Source organism: Micromonospora sp. CP22 (assembly GCF_009712475.1).
In the GTDB taxonomy this organism is placed as follows: domain Bacteria; phylum Actinomycetota; class Actinomycetes; order Mycobacteriales; family Micromonosporaceae; genus Micromonospora.
On sequence record NZ_VCJO01000003.1, the window covers coordinates 156128 to 179983 of the forward strand.

Genomic DNA, 23856 nt, shown 5'->3' on the forward strand with positions numbered 1-23856 from the left:
GGTCAGTCCCGCCCGACCGGCCCGGCGGACAGCTCGTGCACCAGGGCGACGACCCGGGTCAGCACCTCCGGGTCGGTCTCCGGCAGCACACCGTGGCCGAGGTTGAACACGTGCCCCGGCGCGGCGCGGCCCTGCTCCAGGATCCGGTGCACCTCCGCCTCCACCACGTGCCAGGGGGCCAGCAGCAGAGCCGGGTCGAGGTTGCCCTGCACGGCCCGGTCCGGCCCGATCCGGCGGGTCGCGACGTCCAGCGGCGTACGCCAGTCGACGCCGACCACGTCGGCGCCGGCCTCGCCCATCGCGCCGAGCAGTTCGGCGGTGCCCACCCCGAAGTGGATGCGCGGCACACCGGCGTCGGCGAGCCCGGCGAGCACCACTGTCGAGTGGGGCAGCACGAACCGGCGGTAGTCGGCCTCGGACAGCGCACCGGCCCACGAGTCGAACAACTGCACCGCCGAGACACCGGCCTCGATCTGCACCCGCAGGAACGCCAGGGTCATCTCGGCCAGTCGGCCGGCGAGCGCGTGCCACAGCTCGGGCTCGCCGTACATCAACGCCTTGGTCTTGGCGTGGGTGCGCGACGGGCCGCCCTCCACCAGGTAGCTGGCAAGCGTGAACGGGGCTCCGGCGAAACCGATCAGCGGGGTGTCGCCCAGCTCCTTGACCAGCATCCGAACCGCCTCGTCGACATAGTCGACGTCGTCGCGGCCGATCGGCCGGATCCGGTCGATGTCGGCGGCGGTACGCACCGGCTCGGCCACCACCGGGCCGGTGCCGGGCACGATGTCCAGGTCGATCCCGGCGGCGGCCACCGGCACCACGATGTCGCTGAAGAGGATCGCGGCGTCCACCCCGTGCCGGCGTACCGGCTGAAGGGTGATCTCGGTGACCAGGTCGGGTCGGCGGCACGACTCCAGCATCGCCACGTTGGCCCGGATCTCCCGGTACTCCGGCAGCGACCGGCCCGCCTGGCGCATGAACCAGACCGGCGTGTGCGGTACGGGCCGACGGCGACACGCCCGCACGAAGGGCGAATCGGCGGGCCCGCCAGGGCGGGGTTCGTCGTCTCGGGCGGCGGTGCCCGTGGTGTCGGTGGTCATCGCGGCAATCGTGCCACGCGCCCGACCTCTGGAAAGGAAGGGCCCCTTGTTAACGCCTCCGGTAGAGCAGGGGCCCCTTATTAACACCATGGCAAGATAACGCCGAGGCCCGGTCGAACCCGTACGGTCGGGTGGACGACCCGTGGCGATCATCGGCGAGTCGATCGTCGGCGCGCCTCGCGGTCGCGACCCGGGCGGCGGCATAGGCTGCGGACATGGCCCCCCCGATCGCGCTGCCTGACACGTTCGCTCGCGCGGTCGCGGGTCTCCGGTCGGCGACGCCTCGGCCGGAGATCGTTCTGGAGGAGGTTGGGGCCCCGCAGCGGCTCGCCCCCTACGCGTTCGCGCTCTCGGCGACGGTGCTGCGCGACGGCGACGAGGTGGCCACCGGGCGGCTGATCCTGCTGCACGATCCGGCCGGACACGAGGCGTGGCAGGGCACCCTGCGGCTGGTCACCTACGTGACCGCCGAGTTGGAGGTCGACCTCGCCGCCGACCCACTGCTGCCCGGGGTGGGGTGGACCTGGCTCACCGACGCCCTCGACGCCCAGGACGCGGGATACCGGGCCATCGGCGGGACGATCACACAGACGATGTCGACCCGATTCGGTGAGCTGGCCGGGCCACCCGCGGCCGGCGACGTGGAGATCCGCGCCTCGTGGACGCCGACCTGTGTCGACCTGGCCCCACATCTGAACGCCTGGTGCACCCTGCTCGCCTCCACCGCCGGCCTGCCGCCGCCGGGGGTCACCGCGCTGCCGGAGCGCCGCTCCGCCGCCACCGGCTGAGCCCGTCCGACGTATGCCGACACGCGGCGGGGCGGGTGCGCGGCACTCGATCCACTCGCGCACTAGGGTTGTCAGGTGACCGACGAACCACCCCTGCGCCGTCGGGCCGCCGCAAGCCGTACGGGAAACGACACGCAGCACCCGCCATCGGCGCGGTCGGAGCCCTCGGACGCGGGGACCGAGCCTGTTGGCAGCCAGTCCGTGCCGCTGACCGAGCCCCGTGAGGGCACCCCCGAGCCAGTCGCCGACCCGGAGCAGTTCGCCGAGGTCGTGGCACGGTTCGCGGGCGGAACCGGCCCGGTGGCCCTGGACGCCGAACGTGCCTCCGGCTACCGCTACAGCCAGCGGGCCTACCTCGTACAGTTGCGCCGTGCCGGTGCCGGCACAGCGTTGATCGACCCCCTGCCGCTACCTGACCTGAGCGCCCTGGACGCCGTGATCGCCGACGCGGAGTGGGTGCTGCACGCGGCGAACCAGGATCTGCCCTGCCTTGCGGAGCTGGGGCTGCGTCCACGCCGGTTGTTCGACACCGAGCTGGCGGCGCGGCTGGCCGGTTTCGAGCGGGTGGGGCTCGCGGCGCTCACCGAGCAGCTGCTCGGGTTCAGCCTGGAGAAGCACCACTCCGCGGCGGACTGGTCGAGCCGGCCGCTGCCCGAGTCCTGGCTGACCTACGCCGCGCTGGACGTCGAGTTGCTGACGGACCTGCGCGACGCCCTCGACGCTGAGCTGGCCCGGCAGGGCAAGTCCGAGTGGGCGGCGCAGGAGTTCGCCGCGCTCGTGCTGAACGGGGCCCGACCGCCCCGGGTACGCGCCGAACCGTGGCGGCGGACGTCCGGAATCCACCGCGTCCGTGGCGCGCGGGCGCAGGCCCGGGTCCGTGCCCTGTGGTACGCGCGGGACCAGATCGCCGCCCGGCGGGACACCGCGCCGGGGCGGGTGCTGCCCGACTCGGCCATCGTCGCGGCGGCCGAGCTGGACCCGAAGGACGAGAAGACACTGCTCACGTTGCCCGGCTTCGGCGGTCGTTCGGTGCGGCGGTTGGCCCGTACCTGGTTGGCGGCGCTCGACGAAGCCCGGCAGTTGCCGGACGACGCGCTGCCGGCGGCCCCGACCGTGGACGGCCCGCCTCCGCCGCACCGCTGGGCGGAGCGGGATCCGGCCGCCGCCGCCCGCCTGGCCCGCTGCCGCGAGGTGGTGTTGCGGGTGGCCAGCGAGCACAACCTGCCGCCGGAAAATCTCATCTCCCCCGACATCATCCGCCGGATCGCCTGGCAGCCCCCCGAGGAGATCACCGAAGCCACCGTCGCCGACGCCCTGCGCGACCACCACGCCCGCGAATGGCAGATCGCCCTCCTCCTCCCCCACCTCCCCACCGCCCTCTCCCCCACCACCTGACCCGGCTTGACCCGTTGATCAAGAAGTTTTGGTCGCCGACACGGCGTGTCGGCGACCAAAACTTCTTGATCAACACGGCGGTGCGCCGGGCGGGGTGTGGGGTGGGTTACAGGGGGAGGTGCGGCACGGGTTATTACTGACGAGTAGCATCGGGTAAACGCCAGTGCTGGCGACCTTCGTCCGGTCCCGCCTGCCGCCTGGGCGGCGCGACGACCGGATCGCGGTCGAATAGGAGGCTCAATCGTGCCCCGTGAAGTCCGGGATGTCGTCTTCGTCGACGGTGTCCGCACCCCCTTCGGCAAGGCGGGTGGCATGTACGCCAACACCCGCGCCGACGACCTGGTGATCCGCTGCATCCGCGAACTACTGCGCCGTAACCCTCAACTGCCGCCGGAGCGGGTCGAGGAGGTCGCCATCGCGGCCACCACCCAGATCGGCGACCAGGGTCTGACGATCGGTCGCACCGCCGCGCTGCTGGCCGGGCTGCCCAAGACGGTGCCCGGTTTCGCCATCGACCGGATGTGCGCCGGAGCCATGACCGCCGTGACCACCGTGGCCGGCGGCATCGCCATGGGCGCGTACGACATCGCGATCGCCGGTGGCGTCGAGCACATGGGCCGACACCCGATGGGCGAGGGCGTCGACCCGAACCCGCGCATCGTCGCGGAGAAGCTGGTCGACCCGTCCGCGCTGGTCATGGGAGCCACTGCGGAGAACCTGCACGACCGGGTCCCGCACATCACCAAGCAGCGCACCGACGCGTTCGCCCTCGCCTCCCAGCAGAAGACCGCGAAGGCGTACGCCAACGGCAAGTTCCAGGAGGACCTGGTCCCGGTCGCCATCCGCGACGAGGAGAACGGCTGGGGCCTGGCCACGGTGGACGAGGCCCCTCGGGACACCTCGATGGAGAAGCTCGCCACCCTGAAGACCCCGTTCCGCCCGCACGGCAAGGTCACCGCGGGCAACGCGGCCGGTCTCAACGATGGCGCCACCGCCAGCCTGCTCGCCGACGAGGCCACCGCCCGCGAGCTGGGCCTGCCGGTCGCGATGCGGCTGGTGTCGTACGGCTTCGTCGGGGTCGAGCCCGAGGTGATGGGCGTCGGCCCGATCCCGTCGACGGAGAAGGCGCTGCGCATCGCCGGCCTGACCATCGACGACATCGGCCTGTTCGAGCTGAACGAGGCGTTCGCCGTGCAGGTGCTGGCCTTCCTCGACCACTTCGGCATCGCCGACGACGACCCTCGGGTCAACCCGTGGGGCGGCGCGATCGCCATCGGTCACCCGCTCGCCTCCTCCGGCGTACGGCTGATGACCCAGCTCGCCCGGCAGTTCGCCGAGCGGCCGGAGGTCCGCTACGGCATCACCGCCATGTGCATCGGCATCGGTATGGGCGGCACGGTCATCTGGGAGAACCCCCACTGGGAGGGAGACAAGTGAGCGCGCTCGCCGCACCGAACGAGGTCGTCACCAAGGCACTGCTGCGGCAGGTGAACGTGCCGGGGCTGGACCGCCCGGCCGCGTTGATCACCCTGGACAACGGCTTCGACCACACCAAGCCGAACACCTTCGGCCCGGCGGGCCTGACCAGCCTGGACGAGGCGATCAGCGCAGCGCTCGCGGCCAACCCGGCGTTCATCGCGGTCACCGGAAAGCCGTACATCTTCTGTGTCGGCGCGGACATCACCGGCCTGCCGCTGCTGGCCGACCGGGAGCAGGCCCTGGAGATCGGCCGGCTGGGCCACCGGGTCTTCGCCCGGCTCAAGGACAGCGAGATTCCGACCTTCGCCTTCGTCAACGGCGCGGCGATGGGCGGCGGCCTGGAGCTGGCCCTGCACTGCCACTACCGGACGCTCTCCGGCGGCGCGGCAGCCCTGGCACTGCCGGAGGTCTCCCTCGGTCTGATCCCGGGCTGGGGCGGCACCCAGCTGCTGCCGAACCTGATCGGCATCCCGGCCGCCACCCAGGTGATCATCCAGAACCCGCTGATGCAGAACAAGATGCTCAAGCCGAAGCAGGCCGCCGAGCTGGGCATCGCGGATGTGCTGCTGGAACCGGCCGACTTCCTGGAACGCTCCCTGGAGTGGGCCGCCGGTGTGGTCCGGGGCGAGGTCACGGTGACCCGGCCCGAGGTCGACAAGGACATGTGGGCGGGCGTGCTCTACTTCGCCCGGCAGACGCTCGACCAGCGGCTGCACGGTGCGGTGCCGGCCGCGTACAAGGCGCTGGACCTGCTGGAGACGGCGAAGGACGCCGACTTCGCCACCGGCACCGCCGCGGAGGACGAGGCCCTGGCCGACCTGGTCTTCTCCGAGGAGCTGCGTAGCGGCCTGTACGCCTTCGACCTGGTGCAGCGGCGGGCCAAGCGGCCGGCCGGCGCGCCGGACAAGGGCCTGGCCCGGCCGGTGACCAAGGTCGGCATCGTGGGCGCCGGTCTGATGGCCAGCCAGTTGGCGCTGCTGTTCGCCCGCCGCCTTCAGGTGCCGGTCGTCCTGACCGACCTGGACCAGGCGCGGGTCGACAAGGGCGTGGGCTACGTGCACGCCCAGATCGAGAAGTCGGTCAGCAAGGGCCGGATGGACAAGGGCACCGCCGCGAAGCTGTACGGCCTGGTGTCCGGCTCGGTCGACAAGTCCGCCTTCGCCGACGCCGACTTCGTCATCGAGGCGGTCTTCGAGGACCTGAACGTCAAGAAGCAGGTCTGGGCCGAGCTGGAGAAGATCGTCAAGCCGGAGGCGATCCTCGCCACCAACACGTCCTCGCTGTCGATCACGGCGATGGCGGCGGAGCTGGAGCACCCGGAGCGGGTGGTCGGCTTCCACTTCTTCAACCCGGTCGCGGTGCTGCCGCTACTGGAGATCGTCCGGGGCGAGCGGACCGACGACGCCACCCTGGCCACCGCGTTCGCGGTCGGCAAGCAGCTCAAGAAGTCGAGTGTGCTGGTGAAGGACGCCCCGGCGTTCGTGGTGAACCGGCTACTCACCCGCTTCCTGGGCGCGGTCTTCGCGGCCGTCGACGCCGGCACCGAACTGGAGGTGGCGAACCGCGCGCTGGATCCGCTGGGTCTGCCGATGCGCCCCCTCGCCCTGCTCCAGTTGGTCGGGCCGGCCGTGGCGTACCACGTGGGCGGCACCCTGCACGCCGCGTTCCCGGACCGGTTCGGCGTCAGCGAGAACCTGAAGCGGATCGCCGACTCCGGCCAGCCGATCGTCGTCGACGACGAGATCAACGCCGAGGTGGCGAAGCTGCTGGTGGTCGGCGACCAGCCGCTCACCGAGGAGCAGGTACGGCAGAACGCGCTGGACGCGCTGGCGCAGGAGATCCGGCTGATGCTGGACGAGGGCGTCGTCGCCGAGGCGCAGGACATCGACCTGTGCATGATCCTCGGCGCGGGTTGGCCGTTCCACCTGGGTGGCGTCACGCCGTACCTGGACCGGACCGGCACCAGCGAGCGGGTCACCGGCCAGCGGTTCCTGCCGCGCGGCGCGGCCAGCCTGCCCGGCTGAGCAGGTCGACGAACAGGATCGCGGTGGTCATCCGGCGAGGGTGACCACCGCGATGTCGTTTCCACGTCAGCGGGCGAGCTCCACCGTCGGCGCGACGTCCGCAGCCGGCAGGCTGACCGTCACCTCCAGGCCGCCGCCGGTCTGCGCGACGGCGGTCACTGTGCCGCCGTGGGCGTCGCAGACCGCGCGGACGATCGACAGGCCGAGGCCCGAGCCTCGTGCGCCGGTACGCTCCCGGCCGCCCCGCCGGAAGGGCTCGAACAGCCCCGGCACGTCAGCCGGGTCCACGTCGAAGCCGGTGTTGCCGACCACCAGCCAGGACCGCTGCCCGTCCGACCCGGTCCGCACCCAGAGCCGCCCGTGCAGGTGGTTGTAGCGGACCGCGTTCTCGATGAGGTTGCCGGCGAGCCGGTCCAGCAGCCCGGGATCACCGACCACCGGTGCCGGTTCCAAGGATGTCTGGACCGTCAGTTTGATCCGCTCCACCTCCCGGCGTACGGCGGAGAGCGCGTTGACGGTGCCCGCGGCCAGGTCACACTCGCTGCGCCGGCCGAGCCGCCGACCGGTCTGCGCCTCACTGCGCGCCAGCACCAGCAACGCGTCGACCAGCCCGTTGGCACGCTCGGAGGCGTCGCGGACCACGGTCGCCATCCGGCGGTACTCGGCCGTGTCGGCCTCGTCGTCGCTGAGCGTCACGTCGATCTCGGTACGCATCACCGCCAGCGGCGTACGCAGTTCGTGCGAGGCGTTGGCCACGAACCGCTTCTGCGCCTCGAACGCGGCGGCGATCCGGTCCAGCATCGCGTCGAACGTGTCGGCCAACTCGGCCACCTCGTCGTCCGCCCCGGAGTAGCCGATCCGCTGGTCCAGCGTGGTCTCGCCGAGGCGACGCGCGGTGGCGGTGACCTGGTGCAGCGGGCGCAGCGCGCGCCCGGCGACCGCGTACGCCCCGACCACCCCGACCACACCGATGGCCAGCAGCGCGGCCAGCCCCTTGGCCAGCAGTTCCGTGGAGGCCGTGTCGACGAGCCGCTGTTGCCAGGCGACGGCTTCCATTGTGCTGCCGTCGGCGAGTACCACGGTGGTGCCGGGCAGCAGCTCGTCGACGGGGCGCAGCGCGTCACGCACCAGCAGCCAGGCCAGCAGGACCAGGATCGCACCGGCACCGACCAGCAACACGCCGTTGAGCAGGGTCAGCCGCAGCCGCAGCGTGGGGCGCAACCGTAGCCTGGGCAGCCGTCGACGCGGCGGGACGCTCACGCCCCCACCTCGGCCGTCCGGTAGCCGGCACCGACCACGGTCTCGATCAACGGCGGGTCGCCGAGCTTACGTCGCAGCGTCATCACCGTGACCCGGACGATGGTGGTGAAGGGGTCGGTGTTGGCGTCCCAGACCCGTTCCAGGAGTTCCTCGCTGGAGACCACCGCGCCCCGCGCCTTGAGCAGCTCGCAGAGCACCCCGAACTCCTTGTTGGTCAGCTCCACCGGCACTCCGCCCCGGGTGGCCGTACGGCGTGCCGGGTCGACCACCAGGTCGGCGACCTCCAGCACCGGTGGGGCCGCCGGGGTGGCGCGTCGACCCAGCGCCTGCACCCGGGCGACCAGTTCGTCGAAGGCGAACGGCTTGGGCAGGTAGTCGTCGGCACCGAGCTGCAAACCCTCGACCCGGTCGGCGACGGTGCCGCTGGCGGTCAGCATCAGCACCCGGGTCAGCTCGCCGGAGGCGGCCAGTTCCGCGCAGATCTGGTCGCCGTGCATGCCGGGCAGGTCACGGTCGAGCACCACCACGTCGTAACGGGTCACGAAAGCCATCTCGTGACCGCTGTCGCCGTCGTACGCGACATCCACCGCCATGCCGCGTTTGCGCAGGCCACGCGCTATCGCGTCGGCGAGGTTGCGCTCGTCCTCGACCACCAGTACCCGCATGCCCGCCCCTTTCCACGCACCGACCACCGACAACGTAACGTCGCCGGCCAAGCCGACCGTGACGGGCCGGGTCAGTGGGGCAGTCGCCAGATGCCGAAGTTGCCGTCGAACAGGCGGCAGGCGACGAGGCCGGACCGGCTCTGGCAGTCACCGCTGGCCCCCGGCAGGACATCGATCCGCCGCGCCGGTGCGCCGGTCGGGTCGATCTGGGCCAGCACCGCGCCCACCTCGGGCACCGTCCGCACCGCGAGCACATCCGGGGCGTACTCGTAGCGGGCGACCATCCGCCACGGGCCGTGCCGGATCAGCACCGCGCCGGAGGACAGGGTGACGGTGGCCATCTCGTTGGTGTCGCGGAACATCGCGAGAGCATTCCGGTCGTCGACCAGCACGAGGTCGAGGAGTTCCTCGTTGCGCCACCGCATCGCCCCGGTGGCGGGATCGACGACCTGCAGCCCACCGCCGGCCAGTCCGGCGCAAAGCATCGGCCCGCAGCCGGTGACGTAGGCCGCCGTCGGCACGGTCGCCCGCCAGCGCTCGACCAGACCGTCGACGGTGAGCGCCACGAGGGTGCGGGAGTTTCGTACCAGGGTCACCAGGTCGCCGCTCAACCACGCCTGCTGGTAGCCGCTGCGCTGGTCGTCCGGTGCGGGGAGCCGGTGCCGTACCGCCCCGGTGTCCGGGTCGATCACCTGGACCTCACCGTCGATGGTGGCCACCACGATGACGTCGAGCCCTCCGTCGTCCCGCTGCCGGTAGTCGACGCTGGCCGCGGACAACGGCATCGACCACAGTTCACGGGCGGTGTCCAGGTCGATCATCCGGAGGACGTTCGGAGTGCTGTCGCTGAACGTGCGCAGCAGCGCCCGGTCGGTCAGGTCCAGCATCGCCATACCGGGCACCCGCCAGCGCTCCTGACCGGTACGCGCGTCGAGGCGCAGGGTCGCGCTGACGCGGGATTCCTGCTGCGCCATGGCGATCACGATTCCGTCGCCGGGGACGGCATCCGCCCAGTAGACCCGGTGCTGCGGTGGTATCGGCATCCGCCACAGCGGCGTCAGGCGCTGCGGCACGGCGGTGGCCCGGACGGGACGCGGATAGGCGAGCAGATCCTGGCTGCCGTCGGTGAACCCCGGACGCGGCGAGAGAGTCAGAATCTGATCACCGACGATGAACAGGTCACTGCCCAGGCCGACCGGCACGATCGCGTGGATCCGCCCGGACGGCGCGGCCCCCGCCACCGCGATCAGCGTGATCAGTGCCACCACCACGGCCGCCATCCGGCGGCCACCCGGCCGGGAACGTCGCTGTCGTGCTGGCGGATCGGTCAGCTCGGTCAGCTCACCGAGGTCGATCACGGTCACCGTCATCCTCCCCTGACACACACCAGACGCGCGGCGGGCGGGCGAGGTTCCGCCTGTACGATGGCCCGTCGTGGCTGTGCCGGTGGTGAACCCCTCGCTGAACTCCGTCTCCGAGACCGTCGAGACGCGATCAACGACAACACGACCTCGGCGACGGCCGACGCGCGCCGACGCGCTGGCCATCGGAGCCTACGTGTTGCTCGGCGTCATCGTCTGCCTCAACTACTGGGCGGACGTGAACAACCGGGTCTCCTCCCACCTGCCCACCGACCACAGCTGGTTCGAGTGGCTCTTCGCGCACGGCGCGTACTCGGTGCAGCACCTGGATAACCCGCTTTTCACCACCCGGCAGAACGCCCCTGACGGGGTGAACATGATGGCCAACACCTCGCTACTCGGGGTGACCCTGCCGCTGGCGCCGCTGACCATGCTGCTCGGCCCTCAGGTGGTCTACGCGCTCTATCTGGGTGGGGCGTTGGCCGCCACCGCCGGCACCTCCTACTGGATGCTGTCGCGGCACCTGGTGCGCTCCCGGGCGGCGGCCTTCGTCGGCGGCGGGTTCCTCGGTTTCGCCCCCGGCATCGTGCACCATGCCAACGGCCAGCCCAACTTCGTCTCCAACTTCCTGCTGCCACTGATCGTGGTGCGGGTGTTCCGGCTGGCCGAGCCGGGTCGGTGGCGGCGCAACGGGCTGATACTCGGGCTGCTGGTGGCGTACCAGATCTTCATCAACGAGGAGATGCTGCTGCTCACCGCGATGGCCTGCCTGGTCGTCGTGATCGCGTACGCGGCGATGCGTCCCCGCCTCGCCCGAGCGCGGGCCGGGACGTTCGCGGCGGGCCTCGGCGTCGGCGGAGCGCTGGCGCTGCTGCTGACCGCGTACCCGATCTGGTTCCAGTTCAACGGCCCGCAGTCCTACCGGGGGCTCCAGGGCGGCGTGTTCCACAGTTGGGGCGAGGACATCGCCGCCTTCGTCACCTTCCCCCGCGACACCATCGCCGGTGACGAGGCGGTGGAGGCGACCATCGGCATGACCGAGCAGAACACCTGGTTCGGCTGGCCGCTGGTGCTGCTGTCGGTGGTGGCCCTGGTCCTGCTGGTACGCCGCTCGCTGGTGGCCCGGATCCTGGCCGTGCTGGTGGTGCTCTTCTCGGTCGCCGCGCTCGGTCCGGAGATCCGGTTCAACGGCGAACTGACCGGCATCGCCGGTCCGTGGTCGTACATCCCGGAGGACCTGCCGCTGGTCGAGATGATGATGCCGACCCGGCTGACCCTGGTGACCACCGCCGCGATCGGTGTGCTGCTGGCGTTGGCCTGGGACGCGGTGGGCGGTGGCCGCCGCGCGCCGGTGCCGGCTCCCCGCGCCCCGGAGGGCACGGCCCCCGCCGCCCGCCGCCCCCGCTGGCAGCACCTCGTCGGGTACGCCGCGATCACCCTCGCGGTGCTGCCGCTGCTGCCCCGCCCGCTGCCGGCCGAGCCGGTCGACCCGCCGCCGACCTTCATCACCTCCGGTGGCTGGCGACCGTACGTGCCCCACGGCCGCACGCTGGTACCGGTGCCCATCCCCAGCAACGTGCACGGCCTGTCCACGCTGCGGTGGAGCGCGCTGACCGGGCACGAGTTCCCGATCCCGGCCGGCTACTTCATCGGCCCCAACGCGGACGGCGAAGGCGTGTTCGGCGCTCCGAACCGCCCCACCAGCACCCTCATCTACCGGACGATGGACGCGGGCGAGCTGCCCGAGCTGAGCGACGAGAACCGCCGGCAGGCTGTCGAGGACCTGCGCTTCTGGCGGGCGTCGGTGGTGGTGCTCGGCGCGCATCCCCGCGAGCAGGTGCTGCGGGAACTGCTGACCGCGCTGCTCGGGGCACCGCAACGCGTCGACGACGTGTGGCTCTGGGACGTGCGCGACCGCGTCTGACGACGGTCGTCGACCCGGTCGGACGATGGTCACCGGCCGGGGCGGACACACCGTCGTCGACGGGTCGGACGCATCGTCATCCGGCGTCGGAAGAAAGCGGTTCGGAGACGTGGGCGGTGACGATGCGCCAGCCTTCCGGTAGGCGTACCCAGGTCTGGGTCTGCCGACCGGTGGCCACGCCGTCGGCGTACCCGAACCGGGTCGTGACGACCGCGAGGTCCGTGCCGAAGGCGGTGACCACCGTGTCGACCAGCCGGCGACCGGACGGCAGGGGCGGCTGGGCGGCCCGCCACGCGCGCTGCTCGTCGAGCCCGTACTGGTGGTCGGCGAGGCCGAAGCGCACGGTGGCCTTGGAGTCCCAGAAGTATCCGCAGATCCGGTCGACATCACCGGCGACGAGCGCCTGCTCGTAGCCGACGAAGGCCGCCGTGACCTCGGCGACCACGTCCGTCCGGTCGATCTCCATGCGGCGGGTCCTCTCTCGACGGGCGGGACGGCGGGTGGCACCCGGCCGGGCGGCGGCGTCGGTGGTGCCTACCGCACACCGCCGCCCGGCCGGACGAATCCGGCTCAGCTGTTCACCACTGGCTCGCGCTTGTCGTCGGCGGCCGACTCACCGTCGGCCGAGGCCGGGAAGTGCGTGGTGGCCGAGGCCGGGGGCGTGGCGGCCGGAGGGGTCGGGGCGTCGCCACCGTGCAGGCGGTCCAGTTCGGCCTCCTCCGGGTCGGGCACCCGGGGTGGGTGCCCACCGAACACGAAGATCGCGCAGATCACCGCCACGAAGAGGTAACCGAGCGCCACCTGACCGTTGGCGTTCCACCGCACCTCCTCGCCGTGGATCAGGCCGATGAAGGCGAGCACCGCGCCCGAGGCGGCGAAGACGGCGGCGTGGACGAAGCGTTTGTCGATGATGAACGCGACGATCGCGCCGAGCACCAGACCGGCGAGGATCGCCCCCTCACCGAGAATCCGCAGGCCGTCGTAGACCACCCCGGCACCGGCCAGAGCCTCCTCGCCCACCTCGGCGGCGCTGGTGCCGGCGGCGGCCAGGGCGTTGTTCATCTGCCCGGTAGCCCACGCCGCGATGTTGGGTATCAGGGCCGCCACCACCGCCGCGGCGTGCGCCCGGGGCGTCGCCTGGAACGCCTGGGCGCCGATCAGCAGTCCGATGTAGAGCAGGATCGGCACGATCGCGGCGGTCGGGAAGATCGCACCCAGCAGGGAGAACATTCCGAGGAAGCAGAGCAGCGCGATGACGATCCCGGTCGCCATCGAGTACCCGGTACGCCCACCGGCGGCCTTCCAGCCCGGGTGGCCGACGTAGACCGCAGGCGGGAACGGTGAACCGAGGGCGGAGCCGATGACCGCCCCGGCCCCGTCGGCGAGCAGCACGCTGCGCAGGTTGTAGTTGTCTCCGGCGGTGGCCGCGCTCTCCACGTTGGTCATCGCCTCGGTGAAGTTGTAGACGCCCAGCGGGATCGCGGTCGCCAGCAGCGGGGCCATGTCGGAGAGGCCGCGCGCCAGCAGGTCGAGTTGGAAGGTGGGGAAGGCGAACGCGATGTCCCGGGCCGCCGCGGTGACGTCCGGCACCGACATCGCGCCGCCGAGCCAACCGATCGCCGTGCCGAGCAGCAGTGCGGCCAGCCCGATCGGGAAGTTGAACGGCAGTTTCACGTCGGTCAGCAGGCCGATCAGCAGCAACGCCAGCACCGGCAGGGCGATCCAGGCCAGCCGCCACATCTGACCGGCCGGGTTCATCGAGATGAAGGTGATGGAGATGCCGGCGAGGGTGCCGAGCAGCGCGGCGCGCGGCGTGTGGCGGCGGATGTACGGGCCGACGAACGCGCCGATCAGCACGATCACACCGATGATGAATGCCCAGGCCAGACCCGCTTCCCAGGCGCGTACCGCGTCACCGGTGCTGAGGTAGATGGGCAGCATGATGACGAAGATGACGATGAACATGTGCGGCACGCTCGGCCCGTACGGCAGGGCGGTCACGTCGGCGCGGTTCTCCCGCCGGGCCAGCCGACGGGCCAGGTGGGTGTAGTAGATGTTCCCCGCGACCAGGGCGATGCCGAGGGCCGGCAGGATCGTGCCGAACACCTCCCGCTCGGGCAGGTTCACCACGAAGAGACAGAGCCCGGTCAGGGTGAGCACGTTGACCAGGACGTTGACGCCGAAACCGAAGAACGCGTTGGTGTCGCCGCGTACCCAGTGCGGCAGCGGCACGACGGAGGGTCTGGTGGGGACCATGGCTGCTCCCGGTCAGGAGGAGGGTTGCAACACGGGGGTGGTGGGCAGCACGGCGAGCACGTCCGTCGAGTCGGCGACCCACCCGAAGATGCCGCCCTGGGCGGCGATCATGTCGAGCCCGACCCGGTGGAACTCGGGGAAGTAGGACCCGACACAGTCGGCGAGCACGAGGCACTCGTACCCACGGTCGTTGGCCTCCCGGACCGTGGTGTGCACGCACACCTCGGTGGTGACCCCGGTGACCAGGAGGCGCTGGATGTTCCGCTCGGCGAGCAGGGCGTCCAGCCCGGTGGCGTGGAAGGCGCCCTTGCCCGGCTTGTCGACTACCGGTTCGCCGGGCAGCGGCGACAGCTCGTCGACGATGTCGTGGCCGTACTCGCCCCGGATGAGGATCCGGCCCTTGGGCCCGGGGTCGCCGATCCGCTTGCTCGGCCGGCCCCGGCTGAGCTTGGCCGGTGGACAGTCGGAGAGGTCCGGCAGGTGCCCCTCTCGGGTGTGCACCACGGTCATTCCGGCGGCACGGACGGCGGCCAGCAGCGTGGTCAACGGCGCGATGGTCCGCCGCAGTCGGCCGACGTCGTTGCCCAGGCTCTCACCGAAGCCGCCGGGCTCCAGGAAGTCGCGCTGCATGTCGATCACGAGCAGCGCGGTGGTGGCCGGTTCGAAGGTGTACGGGAAGGGCCGCGCCTCGGCGACTGTCAACATGGCTCACCTCACCTGGTCGTGGCGGCGATGACGGCGTCGGAGGTGGCGACGCAGCCGAACACGCCGCCCTGCATGGTCACCATGTGCAGCGCGGCGTCGTGGTTGTCCTTGTCGGTGGCACCGGTGCAGTCGGCGAGGATCAGGCACTCGTAGCCCCGGTCGTTCGCCTCGCGCATCGTGGTGTGTACGCAGACATCGGTGGTGATGCCGGTGAGGATCAGGTGGGTGATGCCCCAGGTACGCAGCACCAGGTCGAGATTGGTGGCGTAGAAGGCGCCCTTGCCGGGTTTGTCGACGATCACCTCGCCGGATACCGGGGCGACCTCGGGCACGATCTCCCAGCCGGGCTCGCCCTTGACCAGGATCCGCCCGCACGGGCCCGCCGCACCGATCTCGGCGCCGATCTGTGCCGACCGCCAGCGTTTGTTGGCCGGCAGGTCGGACAGGTCGGGATCGTGGCCCTCCCGGGTGTGCACGACCAGCATCCCGAGTGACCGGGCGTGTTCCAGTAGTCGGGCGGTGGCCGGCAGCCCGGCCCGGGTGAGGCTGATGTCGTAGCCCATCGCGTCGACGTAGCCACCCGGGCCACAGAAGTCGGTCTGCCAGTCGATGCAGAGCAGTGCGGTACGCGCGGTGTCGGCCGTGCCGTCGTACGGCCACGGGTAGGGGTTCGCCGCTACCGGCCCGATCCGGCCCATCCTCTCCTCCTCCGTGTGGTCAACTCGGGCGCGCCGTGGCTCGGCGGTAGGCCCGCCACCCACCGACGGCGCTGATGTCCTCCGCCTGCGAATCGACGGCGTACGCCTCGCAGAGAAAGCCGAGCACGTCCCGCCCGTCGTGCAGCCGAACCCAGCCCAGCGACAGCGGGGCCGGCACCCCGGCCAGCAGGTCACCGACGGCGGCCACCGGCAGTCGCCACAGCTCGACCTCGATCGGGTGTCCGCCCGGGTCGTGGGGTGCGACCCGGACCAGGCCGGGCAGCCCGTCGCCGTCTGCGCTGGGCAGCCGGTAGAGCCGGTAGCAGGGCGCGGTACGCGCGGCACCGGCGAGGATGCCGCCGCGCTCGGTCAGCTCCCCGTTGCGGGATTCACCGGCCAGGTGCCGACCGACGACGGCGATCAGCAGCTGCGCGGACCCGGCCGGCACGCCCCCGTCGGCGGCCTCGGGAGCGACGCGTTGGGCAGTCTCGGGAGCGACGTGCTGGGCAGTCTCAGGGGCGGCGCGCGGGGCGGTCTCGGGAGCGGCGCGCGCGGCGGTCTCGGGAGCGGCGCGCGCGGCGGTCTCGGGGGCGGCGCGCGGGGCGACGTCCGCTCGGGTGGCGGCGGTGAATGCGGCGGCGAGGCGGGCCAGGGTGGTGTCGGTGAACGCGGGGCCGAGCAGGGTCAGGCTCGCCGGTCGCCCCGCTGCCGTGAAGCCGTTGGGCACCGTCACCGCCGCCAGGTCGAGCAGGTTGGCGAACTGGGTGTAGCGGCCGAGGATCATGTTGCGACCGATCGGATCCTCGGCGATCTCGTCGAGGGTGAACGTCGTACCGACGGTGGGCACCACCAGCAGGTCGACCTCGTTCCACAGGCGATCGACCCGGGCCCGCAACTCGCGCAGCCGGTGTTGGCCCCGGAAGGCGTCGATCGCGTCGTAGCGGCGACCGGTCTCCAGCACCCTGCGGGTGACCGTCAGGACGGCCTCGGGGTGTTCCCGCAGGAAACCGTCCAGCCCGGCGAGCCGCTCGGCCACCCACGGCCCCTGGTAGAGCAGTTCTCCCGCCTCGAAGAAGGTCTGCAGCGGCACCGAGGCGACCTCGCCGACCAGGCCACGCAACGCCTGCACGCCCACGGCGAACCGGACCGCCTGCCCGGCGTCGCCGAAGAACTCCAGGTCTTCTGCGCGGGGCGCCCCGAGGCGTAGCGTGCCCGGTATGCGGGCCGCGACCCGCTCCGCCGGCAGCGGACGCCCCCAGGGGTCGGCCGCGGACACGCCGCGTGCGGCGTGCAGCACCTCCACCGCGTCGGCCACCTCGGTGGCGAAGACCGAGACGCAGTCGAGCGACCGGCAGGCCGGCACCACGCCGCCGGTGCTCAGCAGGCCCCGGGTGGGCTTGAGCCCGACGATCCCGTTCAGCGCCGCCGGGACCCGGCCCGAGCCGGCGGTGTCCGTACCCAGGGCGAAGCTGACCTGTCCGGCGGCGACGGCCACGGCCGAGCCGGAGCTGGAGCCGCCGGAGATCACCCCTGCGCCGAAGACGCTCTCGCAGCTGCCGTACGGGGACCGCGCTCCGGTCAGGCCGGTGGCGAACTGGTCGAGGTTGGTCTTGCCGACGAGCAGCGCTCCGGCGTCGAGCAGCCGACGCACCACGGGCGCGTCCTCGGTGGCGCGGTACCCGAAGTCCGGGCAACCCGCCGTCGTGATCATGCCAGCGACGTCGATGTTGTCCTTGACCGCGAACGGAATGCCGTACAGCGGCAGGGGTTCGGGGTCGGCGGTGGCGGTCAGCTGCGCGGCGCGGGCGAGCAGCTGCCCGGCCGACACGGTGCTGATCCAGACCGGCCCGCCGTCCGCTCCGACCAGGCCGGACGCGATCCGTTCCGCCAGGTCGGTGGGGGTCAGGCCGCCGTGGCGGTACGCCGACCGCAGCTCCGAGATCGATCCGATCCGCTCTGGCATACAGTCGATTGTCGACAGTTCTGTTACGGCGAACCGCGCGCCAGGTAACGACGCCATGACGGCCGCCCGGTAGAGCTACCCCAGATACGACCGCGCACCGTGCTCGGACAACACGTCGAGCACCACCTCCGGATCACCGGCGGCGACCGCCTCGAACAGCCGCTCGTGCCGGTGCACACCGTCGTGCGGCTGCGCCGCCTCCGCCTCGCGGCGCAGATTGATCGCCATGTAGAGCTGCAACTTCACCAGGATCGAGTCGTACACCGTGGAGAGCTGCCGGTTACCGGCCAGGGCCACCAACGCGACGTGGAACGCCCGGTGCGACTCGGCGACCGCCAGGCGATCGCCGTCCCGGGTCGCCTGCCGCATCTGGTCCAACGCCGCCCGCAGCCCGGCCAGGTCGCTCTCCCTCGGCACCGGGATGGCCGACCGCACCGCGAACCGTTCCAGCACGTCGCGCAGTTCGTACAGCTCCCGCACGTCGCGATCGGACAGGGTGGCCACCCGGACCCCCCGGCGCGGCACGTGCTCGACCAGTCCCCGCTGGGCCAGCAGCCGCAGCGCCTCGCGCAGCGGGGCGCGGCTGATGCCGAGACGGCGGGTCAGCTGTTCCTCCACCAGCCGTTCACCGGGATCGCTCCGGCCGCTGAGGATCTCCCGGGTCAGCCGGGAGACGGCAAGCTCCACCAGACTGACACTCTCCAGCTCGCCCTCCGTCGGCGATGCGGCCACGTCGCTCATCCGGACGAGTTTGCCACCTGCCGTCGGGGTCCTGGTCGGACGTCAGCCCGCGAGCGGCCGGACGTCCCAGACGAGTGCGCCACCGATCTCGGCTTCCCGCTCGACCGCACCGACCGGCATCAGGCCCGGGGGTCGGTCAGTGACCGCACGTCCCACACCCAGACGTCCAGTTCGAGCCGCGCCGGGCCGACCAACTGCTCGACGGTCTGCCGCAGCGGCTCGGAGTGCGACTGCCGGACCGGTAGCACCAGGATCGCCGCCCGCCAGTGCCGCAGCTCGTCCAGGGAGCGCCGCCGCTGACGGTCGTCGAGTTCCGGCGTACGGCCGGTGGTGGCGACCTCTTCCAGGATCTTCCCGATGCCGCTCGGCCGACCGCCGAAGCGGCCCGGGTCACCGGTGTTGCCGTTGCGCGGGGCGAGGAAGTACCCGCCCGGGATCTTGAAGTCGAGGTTGGTGGCGGCGGCCCACCGCATCCCGTGGGTGTTGCCCATGCTCGGCACCGGGATCGGCACCAGGGTCTGGTCCGGCCCGACGTAGGCGCGCCACCGGTCGGAGGTGATGAACTCCGGCACCGGGGGGCGGGAGGTCATCGGCAGCGGCATAGGGGTGATCGGCAGCAGCGCGAGCACCAGACCGGCGACGGTCAGCGTACGCACGGTCCCCCGGTCCATGGACAGCGTGCTGGTCCGCTCGATGGCCAGGGCCAGCAGGATCGCCACGACCACTGTGGTGATCATGCCGAACCGGGTCGGCACCACCGCGTCGAGCAGCGGCAGCCGGACCAGCCACTCCCACGGGCCGACCACCAGTTCCCGGTCCCACCAGGTGATCCGCTCACCGAGGGAGAGGATGGTGTAGAAGGCGGCGGTCGCGGCGAGCGCCCGGACCAGCACCTCCCGCCGGAGCCAGAGCACGATCCCCACCGCGATCAGGGCCAGGCTCCACCCGAAGAAGGCGTTCTCCTCGGAGTAGTTCGGCGCGAGGTTGACGTTCGCCCGCTGGCTACCCCCGATGGTCGGCGAGCCGGGGGCGAAGTACGCGGCGACGTCGTTGCCGTAGTCACGGACGGCGTCGCTGAGCCCGTGGTAGGCCATCGGGCCGGCGAACTGGATGTACAGCGGGTACGCCAGCAGCGCCCCGGCGATCACCGTGCAGGTGGCCAGCGCCTTGGCCAACGGTCGCCAGGCCGTCGACCACAACTCCGGGCGCTGGGCCACCACCGCGATCAGGAAGATCCCGCAGCCCATCGCGGTGAAGAGCAGGATCTCCTCGTTGATGAACGCCTGGGCGGTGACCAGCAGGGCCAGGACCGCGCCGTCCCGGTACGGCCGGGTCGACCGGGTGATCACCATGACCCGCCAGACGATGAACGGCAGCAGGAACTGACTGATGATGTTCGGATGCCAGCTGGCATGCGACAGCATCGCCGGGGAGAACCCGCAGAACCAGCCGCCCACCACGGCGGCGAGCCGGTTGTTCACCACGTGCCGGGACAGCACGAAATACCAGGCCGAGGCGGTTCCGGCGAGGCCCAGCGTCACCAGCAGCACGAAGGTCACGGCCGGCCCGAAGAGCAGGGTCACCGGCACCATCGGGATGCCGAGGGCGAGGATGGCCGTGTTGGCCATCAGGTTGACCCCGTCGGGGTAGTTGAACTGCTCGGTGAAGAACGGGAACTCCCCGTGCAGCACCACCCGCACCGAGTGGGCGAGGAAGAACTGCACCTGGGCCGGGTCGCTGCTGTAGAGCGAGGCCACCCGACCGGCCGGGTCCACCCAGATCTGGCTGGTCACCCAGATCGCGGTCAGCAGGAACCCGCCGAAGATCGCGAGGTCCAGACGACGGGGCGTCCAACGGAACCGACGTCGGCGGGCCGGAGCGGCCACACCGGTGCCGGTGCCCCGCGTACCGTCGGGCTCCGCCGGTGTGATCTCGGTCAGCTGCCGGGTCGATTCGGCAGCACGCTCCTCGTCACCCACGGTGACGATGTCGGACGGAGAGTCGGCGACGTCAGCGGATCTCAGCAGCGCGGCGGCGCGGGTCTCGGCAGGCGTCACAGTCGGCGGAGTCTACCGGAGTGGGGAAAATGCCCCAACTCGACGCGGTGTCCCCTGTGGCCGGTGTGGCGACATTGCGACGCAGCGTATGGCGACAGTAAGTGCCGAGGGGACATCTCGTACCATTGCCCTCCGACACGACGACGCGATCTGATCGGGGGCGTGACAGGTGGCTTCAGCCCGTTGGCAAGGCTTGACCGCCACCGGCCTGTCCACCCTGCTGATCGCCCTCACCGCCTGCGGGCCGGTCGCCGAGCGTCAGCCACGGGACCTGCGGGTCGGCTACGACAGCATGGACGGCTCGCTGACGGTGTGGCCGCCACGCGGCTCGCTGGCCGAGGACGCCACGGCGACCGCCGCCGTCACCCGGGCGGTACGCGAATGGCGGTCACCCGTGGACGACCGGGTGCACCTCCCCTCGTCCGGGATTCTCTTCTCCGGTGAGGTGGACGGCGCGCCCCTGGCCCTGGTCGCCGCGTCAGTACCCGGCGAGGCCGCGTCCTGGTTGCTCCAACTCACCCGCGACGACGACCGCTACACGGTCAGTCACGCCACCGAGTACACCGATCCCGGCTACCTGGTCTACTCCGACGTGTTGCCGGTCCAGTCCCCGCAGGGGCGGCGTTACCTGACCTCCGAACGGGTCCGGCGACTGGTCGGGCCGGACGGCAAGACCCTGTCCAGCACCGACGGCCTGACCGACCCGGTGCAGGTGCCCGAGTGCCGGGCGGTCACCGTCACCGCCACCCTGCGGGCCACCGAGTCACTGCCCCGGGGGCGCTCCGCCGAGCGGCTGCTCGACCTGGGCACCGGCACCACCGCACCCCGCTACCCGCTGGTCCGTGACCAGAGCGGCTCCGGTCGGCGTGCCCTGACCGGTCTCGACACCTGCCAACTGGCGGGCGAGGACGGCCCGTTCGGCAGCATCCTCCGGCGGGTCGGCGACCGGGACGTACCGCAGTCGGTGCCGGCGTCATGGCCGATGGCGAAACTCGCCGTGCGTACCCTCGGCGAGATCACGCTCGACGGCGGCGAGCCGGCCGAGTTGGAGCAACTGACCTGGGAGAGCGCCGAGGGTTCGATGAGCGCGGTGGTCTACCGGCCCGCCGACGACGGCCCGGTGGTGCTCTCCCCCGCCGACCGTACGCACGCGTTGCAGGTCTACGAGGTGCCGGTACCGGATCAGCCGCTGGTCGTGCTGAGCTGGCGTGCCGCCAAGGACACCACGCTGTCGGTGCCGCCGAACACGACCCGCCTGGTCGACCGCCCCGGGCTGGTGGTGGCTCCCCTCCCCGAGCGCCGCGAGACCTTCAGCCTCGCCGCCGACGAGAAGACCCACTACCGCACCGCCGGCTCCGCCCGCCGCTGACCCACCCCCGCCACCGTCGACGCGGTGGTTCGGGGGTGGGTCCGGACGGTCAGTTGGCGGTGGGGTTGGAGGTCAGGCGAGGCGGGTCCACCGGCTCGGTGTCGAGGCGGGAGATCCAGCCGGTGATGTCGCGGGCCACGTCCTGGGCGGTCAGGCCGAGGTCGGCCAGGATCTGGCCACGCGAGCCGTGCGGGTGCCAGTCGGCCGGCACCCCCAGGTCGCGCAGCGGCACCTGGACGTCGGCGTCGCGCATCGCCTGGGCGAGGCCGTCACCGACGCCGCCGACCCGCACGCCGTCCTCGACGGTGACCACCAGCCGGTGTCCCTTGGCCAACTCGACGAGTTCGGGCGGAATCGGGCGAACCCAGCGCGGGTCGACCACGGTGACCCCGTAGCCCTGCTCGGCGACCCGGGCGGCCACCTGCATGCCGAGCTGGCCGAAGGCGCCCACCGCGACGAGCAGCACGTCGGTACGCGCCGACTCGGCCAACACGTCGACCGGCCCGACCCGCCGTACGGCGGGCAGGTCGGCGGCGACCGCACCGGTCGGGTAGCGCAGCACGGTCGGGCCGTCGTCGACAGCGACCGCCTCGCGCAGCTCCTCGCGGAGGGTGGCGGCGTCGCGGGGCGCCGCGATCCGCAGACCGGGCACCACGCCGAAGACCGACATGTCCCAGATGCCGTAGTGGCTCGGCCCGTCCGGGCCGGTGATGCCGGCGCGGTCCAGCACGAAGGTGACCGGCAGCTTGTGCATCGCCACGTCCAGCAGGACCTGGTCGAAGGCCCGGTTGAGGAAGGTCGCGTAGACCGCCACCACCGGGTGCAACCCACCGAGCGCCAGGCCCGCCGCCGAGGTGGCGGCGTGCTGCTCGGCGATGCCCACGTCGTACGTGCGCTCCGGGTACTTGCGGGCCAGCTTCGCGATGCCGGTCGGCTCGGCCATCGCGGCGGTGATGCCCACCACGTCAGGCCGCTCGTCGGCGATCTTGACCAGCTCGTCGGCGAAGACGTTGGTCCACTTCACCGACGGCGCGGCGGTGGCCTTACCGGTGGCGATGTCGAAGGCGCCGGGGCCGTGGAAGCAGTCCGCCTCGTCCTCCTCGGCGGGGCGGTAGCCGTAGCCCTTGCGGGTGACCGCGTGCACGATCACCGGGCCACCGAAGTTCTTCGCCGCCCGCAGCGCCGCCTCGACGGCGGTGAGGTCGTGCCCGTCGACCGGGCCGACGTACTTGATGCCGAGGTCCTCGAACATCGCCTGCGGCGCGACCGCGTCCTTGATGCCGCGCTTGACCGCGTGCAGCACCTCGTACATCGGCTTGCCGACCAGCGGGGTCGAGCCGAGCGCGTCCTTGACGGCGTCCAGGACCTTCTCGTAGCCGGGGTTGAGCCGCAGCGTGGAGAGGTGGTGGGCGAGGCCGCCGATCGTCGGCGCGTACGAGCGGCCGTTGTCATTGACCACGATGACCAGCGGGTTCTCGGTGGCGGCGATGTTGTTCAGCGCCTCCCAGCACATGCCGCCGGTCAGCGCGCCGTCGCCCACCACGGCGACCACGGTCCGCGACTCGCCGCGCAACGCGTACGCCTTGGCCAGCCCGTCGGCGTACGACAGGGCGGTCGAGGCGTGCGAGTTCTCGATGATGTCGTGCTCACTCTCGGCCTGGCTGGGGTAGCCGGAGAGGCCGCCGCGCTGGCGCAGCTGGTCGAAGCCGCCCTGCCGACCGGTGAGGATCTTGTGCACGTACGCCTGGTGGCCGGTGTCGAAGAGCATCCGGTCCCGGGGAGAGTCGAAGACCCGGTGCAGGGCCAGGGTGAGTTCCACCACGCCCAGGTTCGGCCCGATATGCCCGCCGGTACGCGACACCTTGGCGATCAGGAAGTCACGGATCTCGGCGGCGAGGATCTCCAGCTCGGTGGCTGACATCCGCTTGACGTCCTGGGGACCGTGCACCGTGGCCAGCAGCCGGCCGTGGTTGGCCGTGTCCTCTTCAACACTCATGAGCGCAGAGTCTATCGGCCCTGGCACACCGCGCAGCCCGGGCGCGACCCCCACCCACCTCCCGCTGGTAAGGAA

At 71.7% G+C, this 23856-nt stretch carries 18 protein-coding genes; 6 read left to right on the forward strand and 12 right to left on the reverse strand.

All coding sequences use genetic code 11. From position 1 onward, the window contains the following. Positions 1 to 2: 2 nt before the first annotated feature. Positions 3 to 1100 (reverse strand): uroporphyrinogen decarboxylase, encoded by a 1098-nt coding sequence (gene hemE / locus FF096_RS06650; RefSeq protein ID WP_155215535.1) that lies wholly within the window; start codon positions 1098 to 1100, stop codon positions 3 to 5. 215 nt (positions 1101 to 1315) lie between these two features. Between hemE and FF096_RS06655 the strand changes: the two genes are divergently transcribed. The 4 genes from FF096_RS06655 to FF096_RS06670 all read left to right on the forward strand — a co-directional run bounded on the left by FF096_RS06655 (position 1316) and on the right by FF096_RS06670 (position 6786). Further along, positions 1316 to 1888: a DUF3000 domain-containing protein gene (locus tag FF096_RS06655; protein ID WP_155215536.1), complete on the forward strand. Its 573-nt coding sequence runs from the start codon at positions 1316 to 1318 to the stop codon at positions 1886 to 1888. Between the two features lie 75 nt (positions 1889 to 1963). Next, positions 1964 to 3283: a ribonuclease D gene (locus FF096_RS06660; RefSeq protein ID WP_309222801.1), complete on the forward strand. Its 1320-nt coding sequence runs from the start codon at positions 1964 to 1966 to the stop codon at positions 3281 to 3283. Positions 3284 to 3526: 243 nt separating this feature from the next. Continuing rightward, entirely contained in the window at positions 3527 to 4720 is a 1194-nt protein-coding gene (locus FF096_RS06665) for a thiolase family protein (RefSeq protein ID WP_309222802.1), read from the forward strand. After that, a complete protein-coding gene (locus FF096_RS06670; protein ID WP_309222803.1) occupies positions 4717 to 6786 on the forward strand; it encodes a 3-hydroxyacyl-CoA dehydrogenase NAD-binding domain-containing protein in 2070 nt (689 codons plus the stop codon). The genes FF096_RS06665 and FF096_RS06670 overlap by 4 nt, the downstream gene beginning before the upstream one ends. A gap of 66 nt (positions 6787 to 6852) precedes the next feature. On the opposite strand, the gene FF096_RS06675 is transcribed toward FF096_RS06670, so the two are convergent. The 3 genes from FF096_RS06675 to FF096_RS26560 form a co-directional block, all read right to left on the reverse strand. Beyond that, on the reverse strand, positions 6853 to 8046 hold the full coding sequence (locus FF096_RS06675; protein ID WP_309222804.1) for a HAMP domain-containing sensor histidine kinase: 1194 nt from the start codon (positions 8044 to 8046) through the stop codon (positions 6853 to 6855). Next, the gene (locus FF096_RS06680; RefSeq protein WP_155215537.1) at positions 8043 to 8711 is read right to left on the reverse strand and encodes a response regulator transcription factor; all 669 of its coding nucleotides are present in this window, start codon (positions 8709 to 8711) and stop codon (positions 8043 to 8045) included. Before FF096_RS06680 ends, FF096_RS06675 begins: the two co-directional genes overlap by 4 nt. A 71-nt stretch (positions 8712 to 8782) precedes the next feature. Beyond that, positions 8783 to 10075 carry a PQQ-binding-like beta-propeller repeat protein gene (locus FF096_RS26560; protein ID WP_196222478.1) on the reverse strand — a complete coding sequence of 431 codons (1293 nt, stop codon included), beginning with the start codon at positions 10073 to 10075 and terminating at the stop codon, positions 8783 to 8785. Positions 10076 to 10145: 70 nt separating this feature from the next. On the opposite strand from FF096_RS26560, the gene FF096_RS06690 reads away from it, so the two are divergent. Beyond that, entirely contained in the window at positions 10146 to 11996 is a 1851-nt protein-coding gene (locus tag FF096_RS06690) for a hypothetical protein (RefSeq protein WP_375335302.1), read from the forward strand. Positions 11997 to 12072: 76 nt separating this feature from the next. Here the strand turns inward: FF096_RS06690 and hpxZ are convergent, their stop codons facing one another. From hpxZ to FF096_RS06725, 7 genes are all read right to left on the reverse strand, one after another. Next, entirely contained in the window at positions 12073 to 12462 is a 390-nt protein-coding gene (gene hpxZ / locus FF096_RS06695) for an oxalurate catabolism protein HpxZ (protein WP_155215539.1), read from the reverse strand. A 104-nt stretch (positions 12463 to 12566) separates the two neighbouring features. Beyond that, positions 12567 to 14252, reverse strand: coding sequence for a solute carrier family 23 protein (locus FF096_RS06700; RefSeq protein ID WP_230462345.1), 1686 nt, complete (start codon positions 14250 to 14252; stop codon positions 12567 to 12569). Between the two features lie 12 nt (positions 14253 to 14264). Next, the gene (locus FF096_RS06705) at positions 14265 to 14957 is read right to left on the reverse strand and encodes a cysteine hydrolase family protein (RefSeq protein WP_155215540.1); all 693 of its coding nucleotides are present in this window, start codon (positions 14955 to 14957) and stop codon (positions 14265 to 14267) included. An 8-nt stretch (positions 14958 to 14965) separates the two neighbouring features. Beyond that, entirely contained in the window at positions 14966 to 15655 is a 690-nt protein-coding gene (locus FF096_RS06710; protein ID WP_155215541.1) for a cysteine hydrolase family protein, read from the reverse strand. A 19-nt stretch (positions 15656 to 15674) separates the two neighbouring features. Next, complete coding sequence (gene atzF, locus FF096_RS06715; RefSeq protein ID WP_155215542.1) at positions 15675 to 17618, reverse strand: allophanate hydrolase; 1944 nt, start codon at positions 17616 to 17618, stop codon at positions 15675 to 15677. A 75-nt stretch (positions 17619 to 17693) separates the two neighbouring features. Further along, the gene (locus tag FF096_RS06720) at positions 17694 to 18359 is read right to left on the reverse strand and encodes a GntR family transcriptional regulator (RefSeq protein WP_155215543.1); all 666 of its coding nucleotides are present in this window, start codon (positions 18357 to 18359) and stop codon (positions 17694 to 17696) included. A gap of 119 nt (positions 18360 to 18478) precedes the next feature. Further along, the gene (locus FF096_RS06725) at positions 18479 to 20290 is read right to left on the reverse strand and encodes a hypothetical protein (protein ID WP_375335310.1); all 1812 of its coding nucleotides are present in this window, start codon (positions 20288 to 20290) and stop codon (positions 18479 to 18481) included. Between the two features lie 295 nt (positions 20291 to 20585). Here FF096_RS06725 and FF096_RS06730 point away from each other — a divergent pair, with 295 nt between their 5' ends. Further along, complete coding sequence (locus tag FF096_RS06730) at positions 20586 to 21785, forward strand: hypothetical protein (protein ID WP_375335303.1); 1200 nt, start codon at positions 20586 to 20588, stop codon at positions 21783 to 21785. A 49-nt stretch (positions 21786 to 21834) separates the two neighbouring features. Here FF096_RS06730 and dxs read toward each other — a convergent pair whose 3' ends face one another. After that, on the reverse strand, positions 21835 to 23781 hold the full coding sequence (dxs, locus tag FF096_RS06735) for a 1-deoxy-D-xylulose-5-phosphate synthase (protein ID WP_155215544.1): 1947 nt from the start codon (positions 23779 to 23781) through the stop codon (positions 21835 to 21837). Positions 23782 to 23856: the final 75 nt, after the last annotated feature.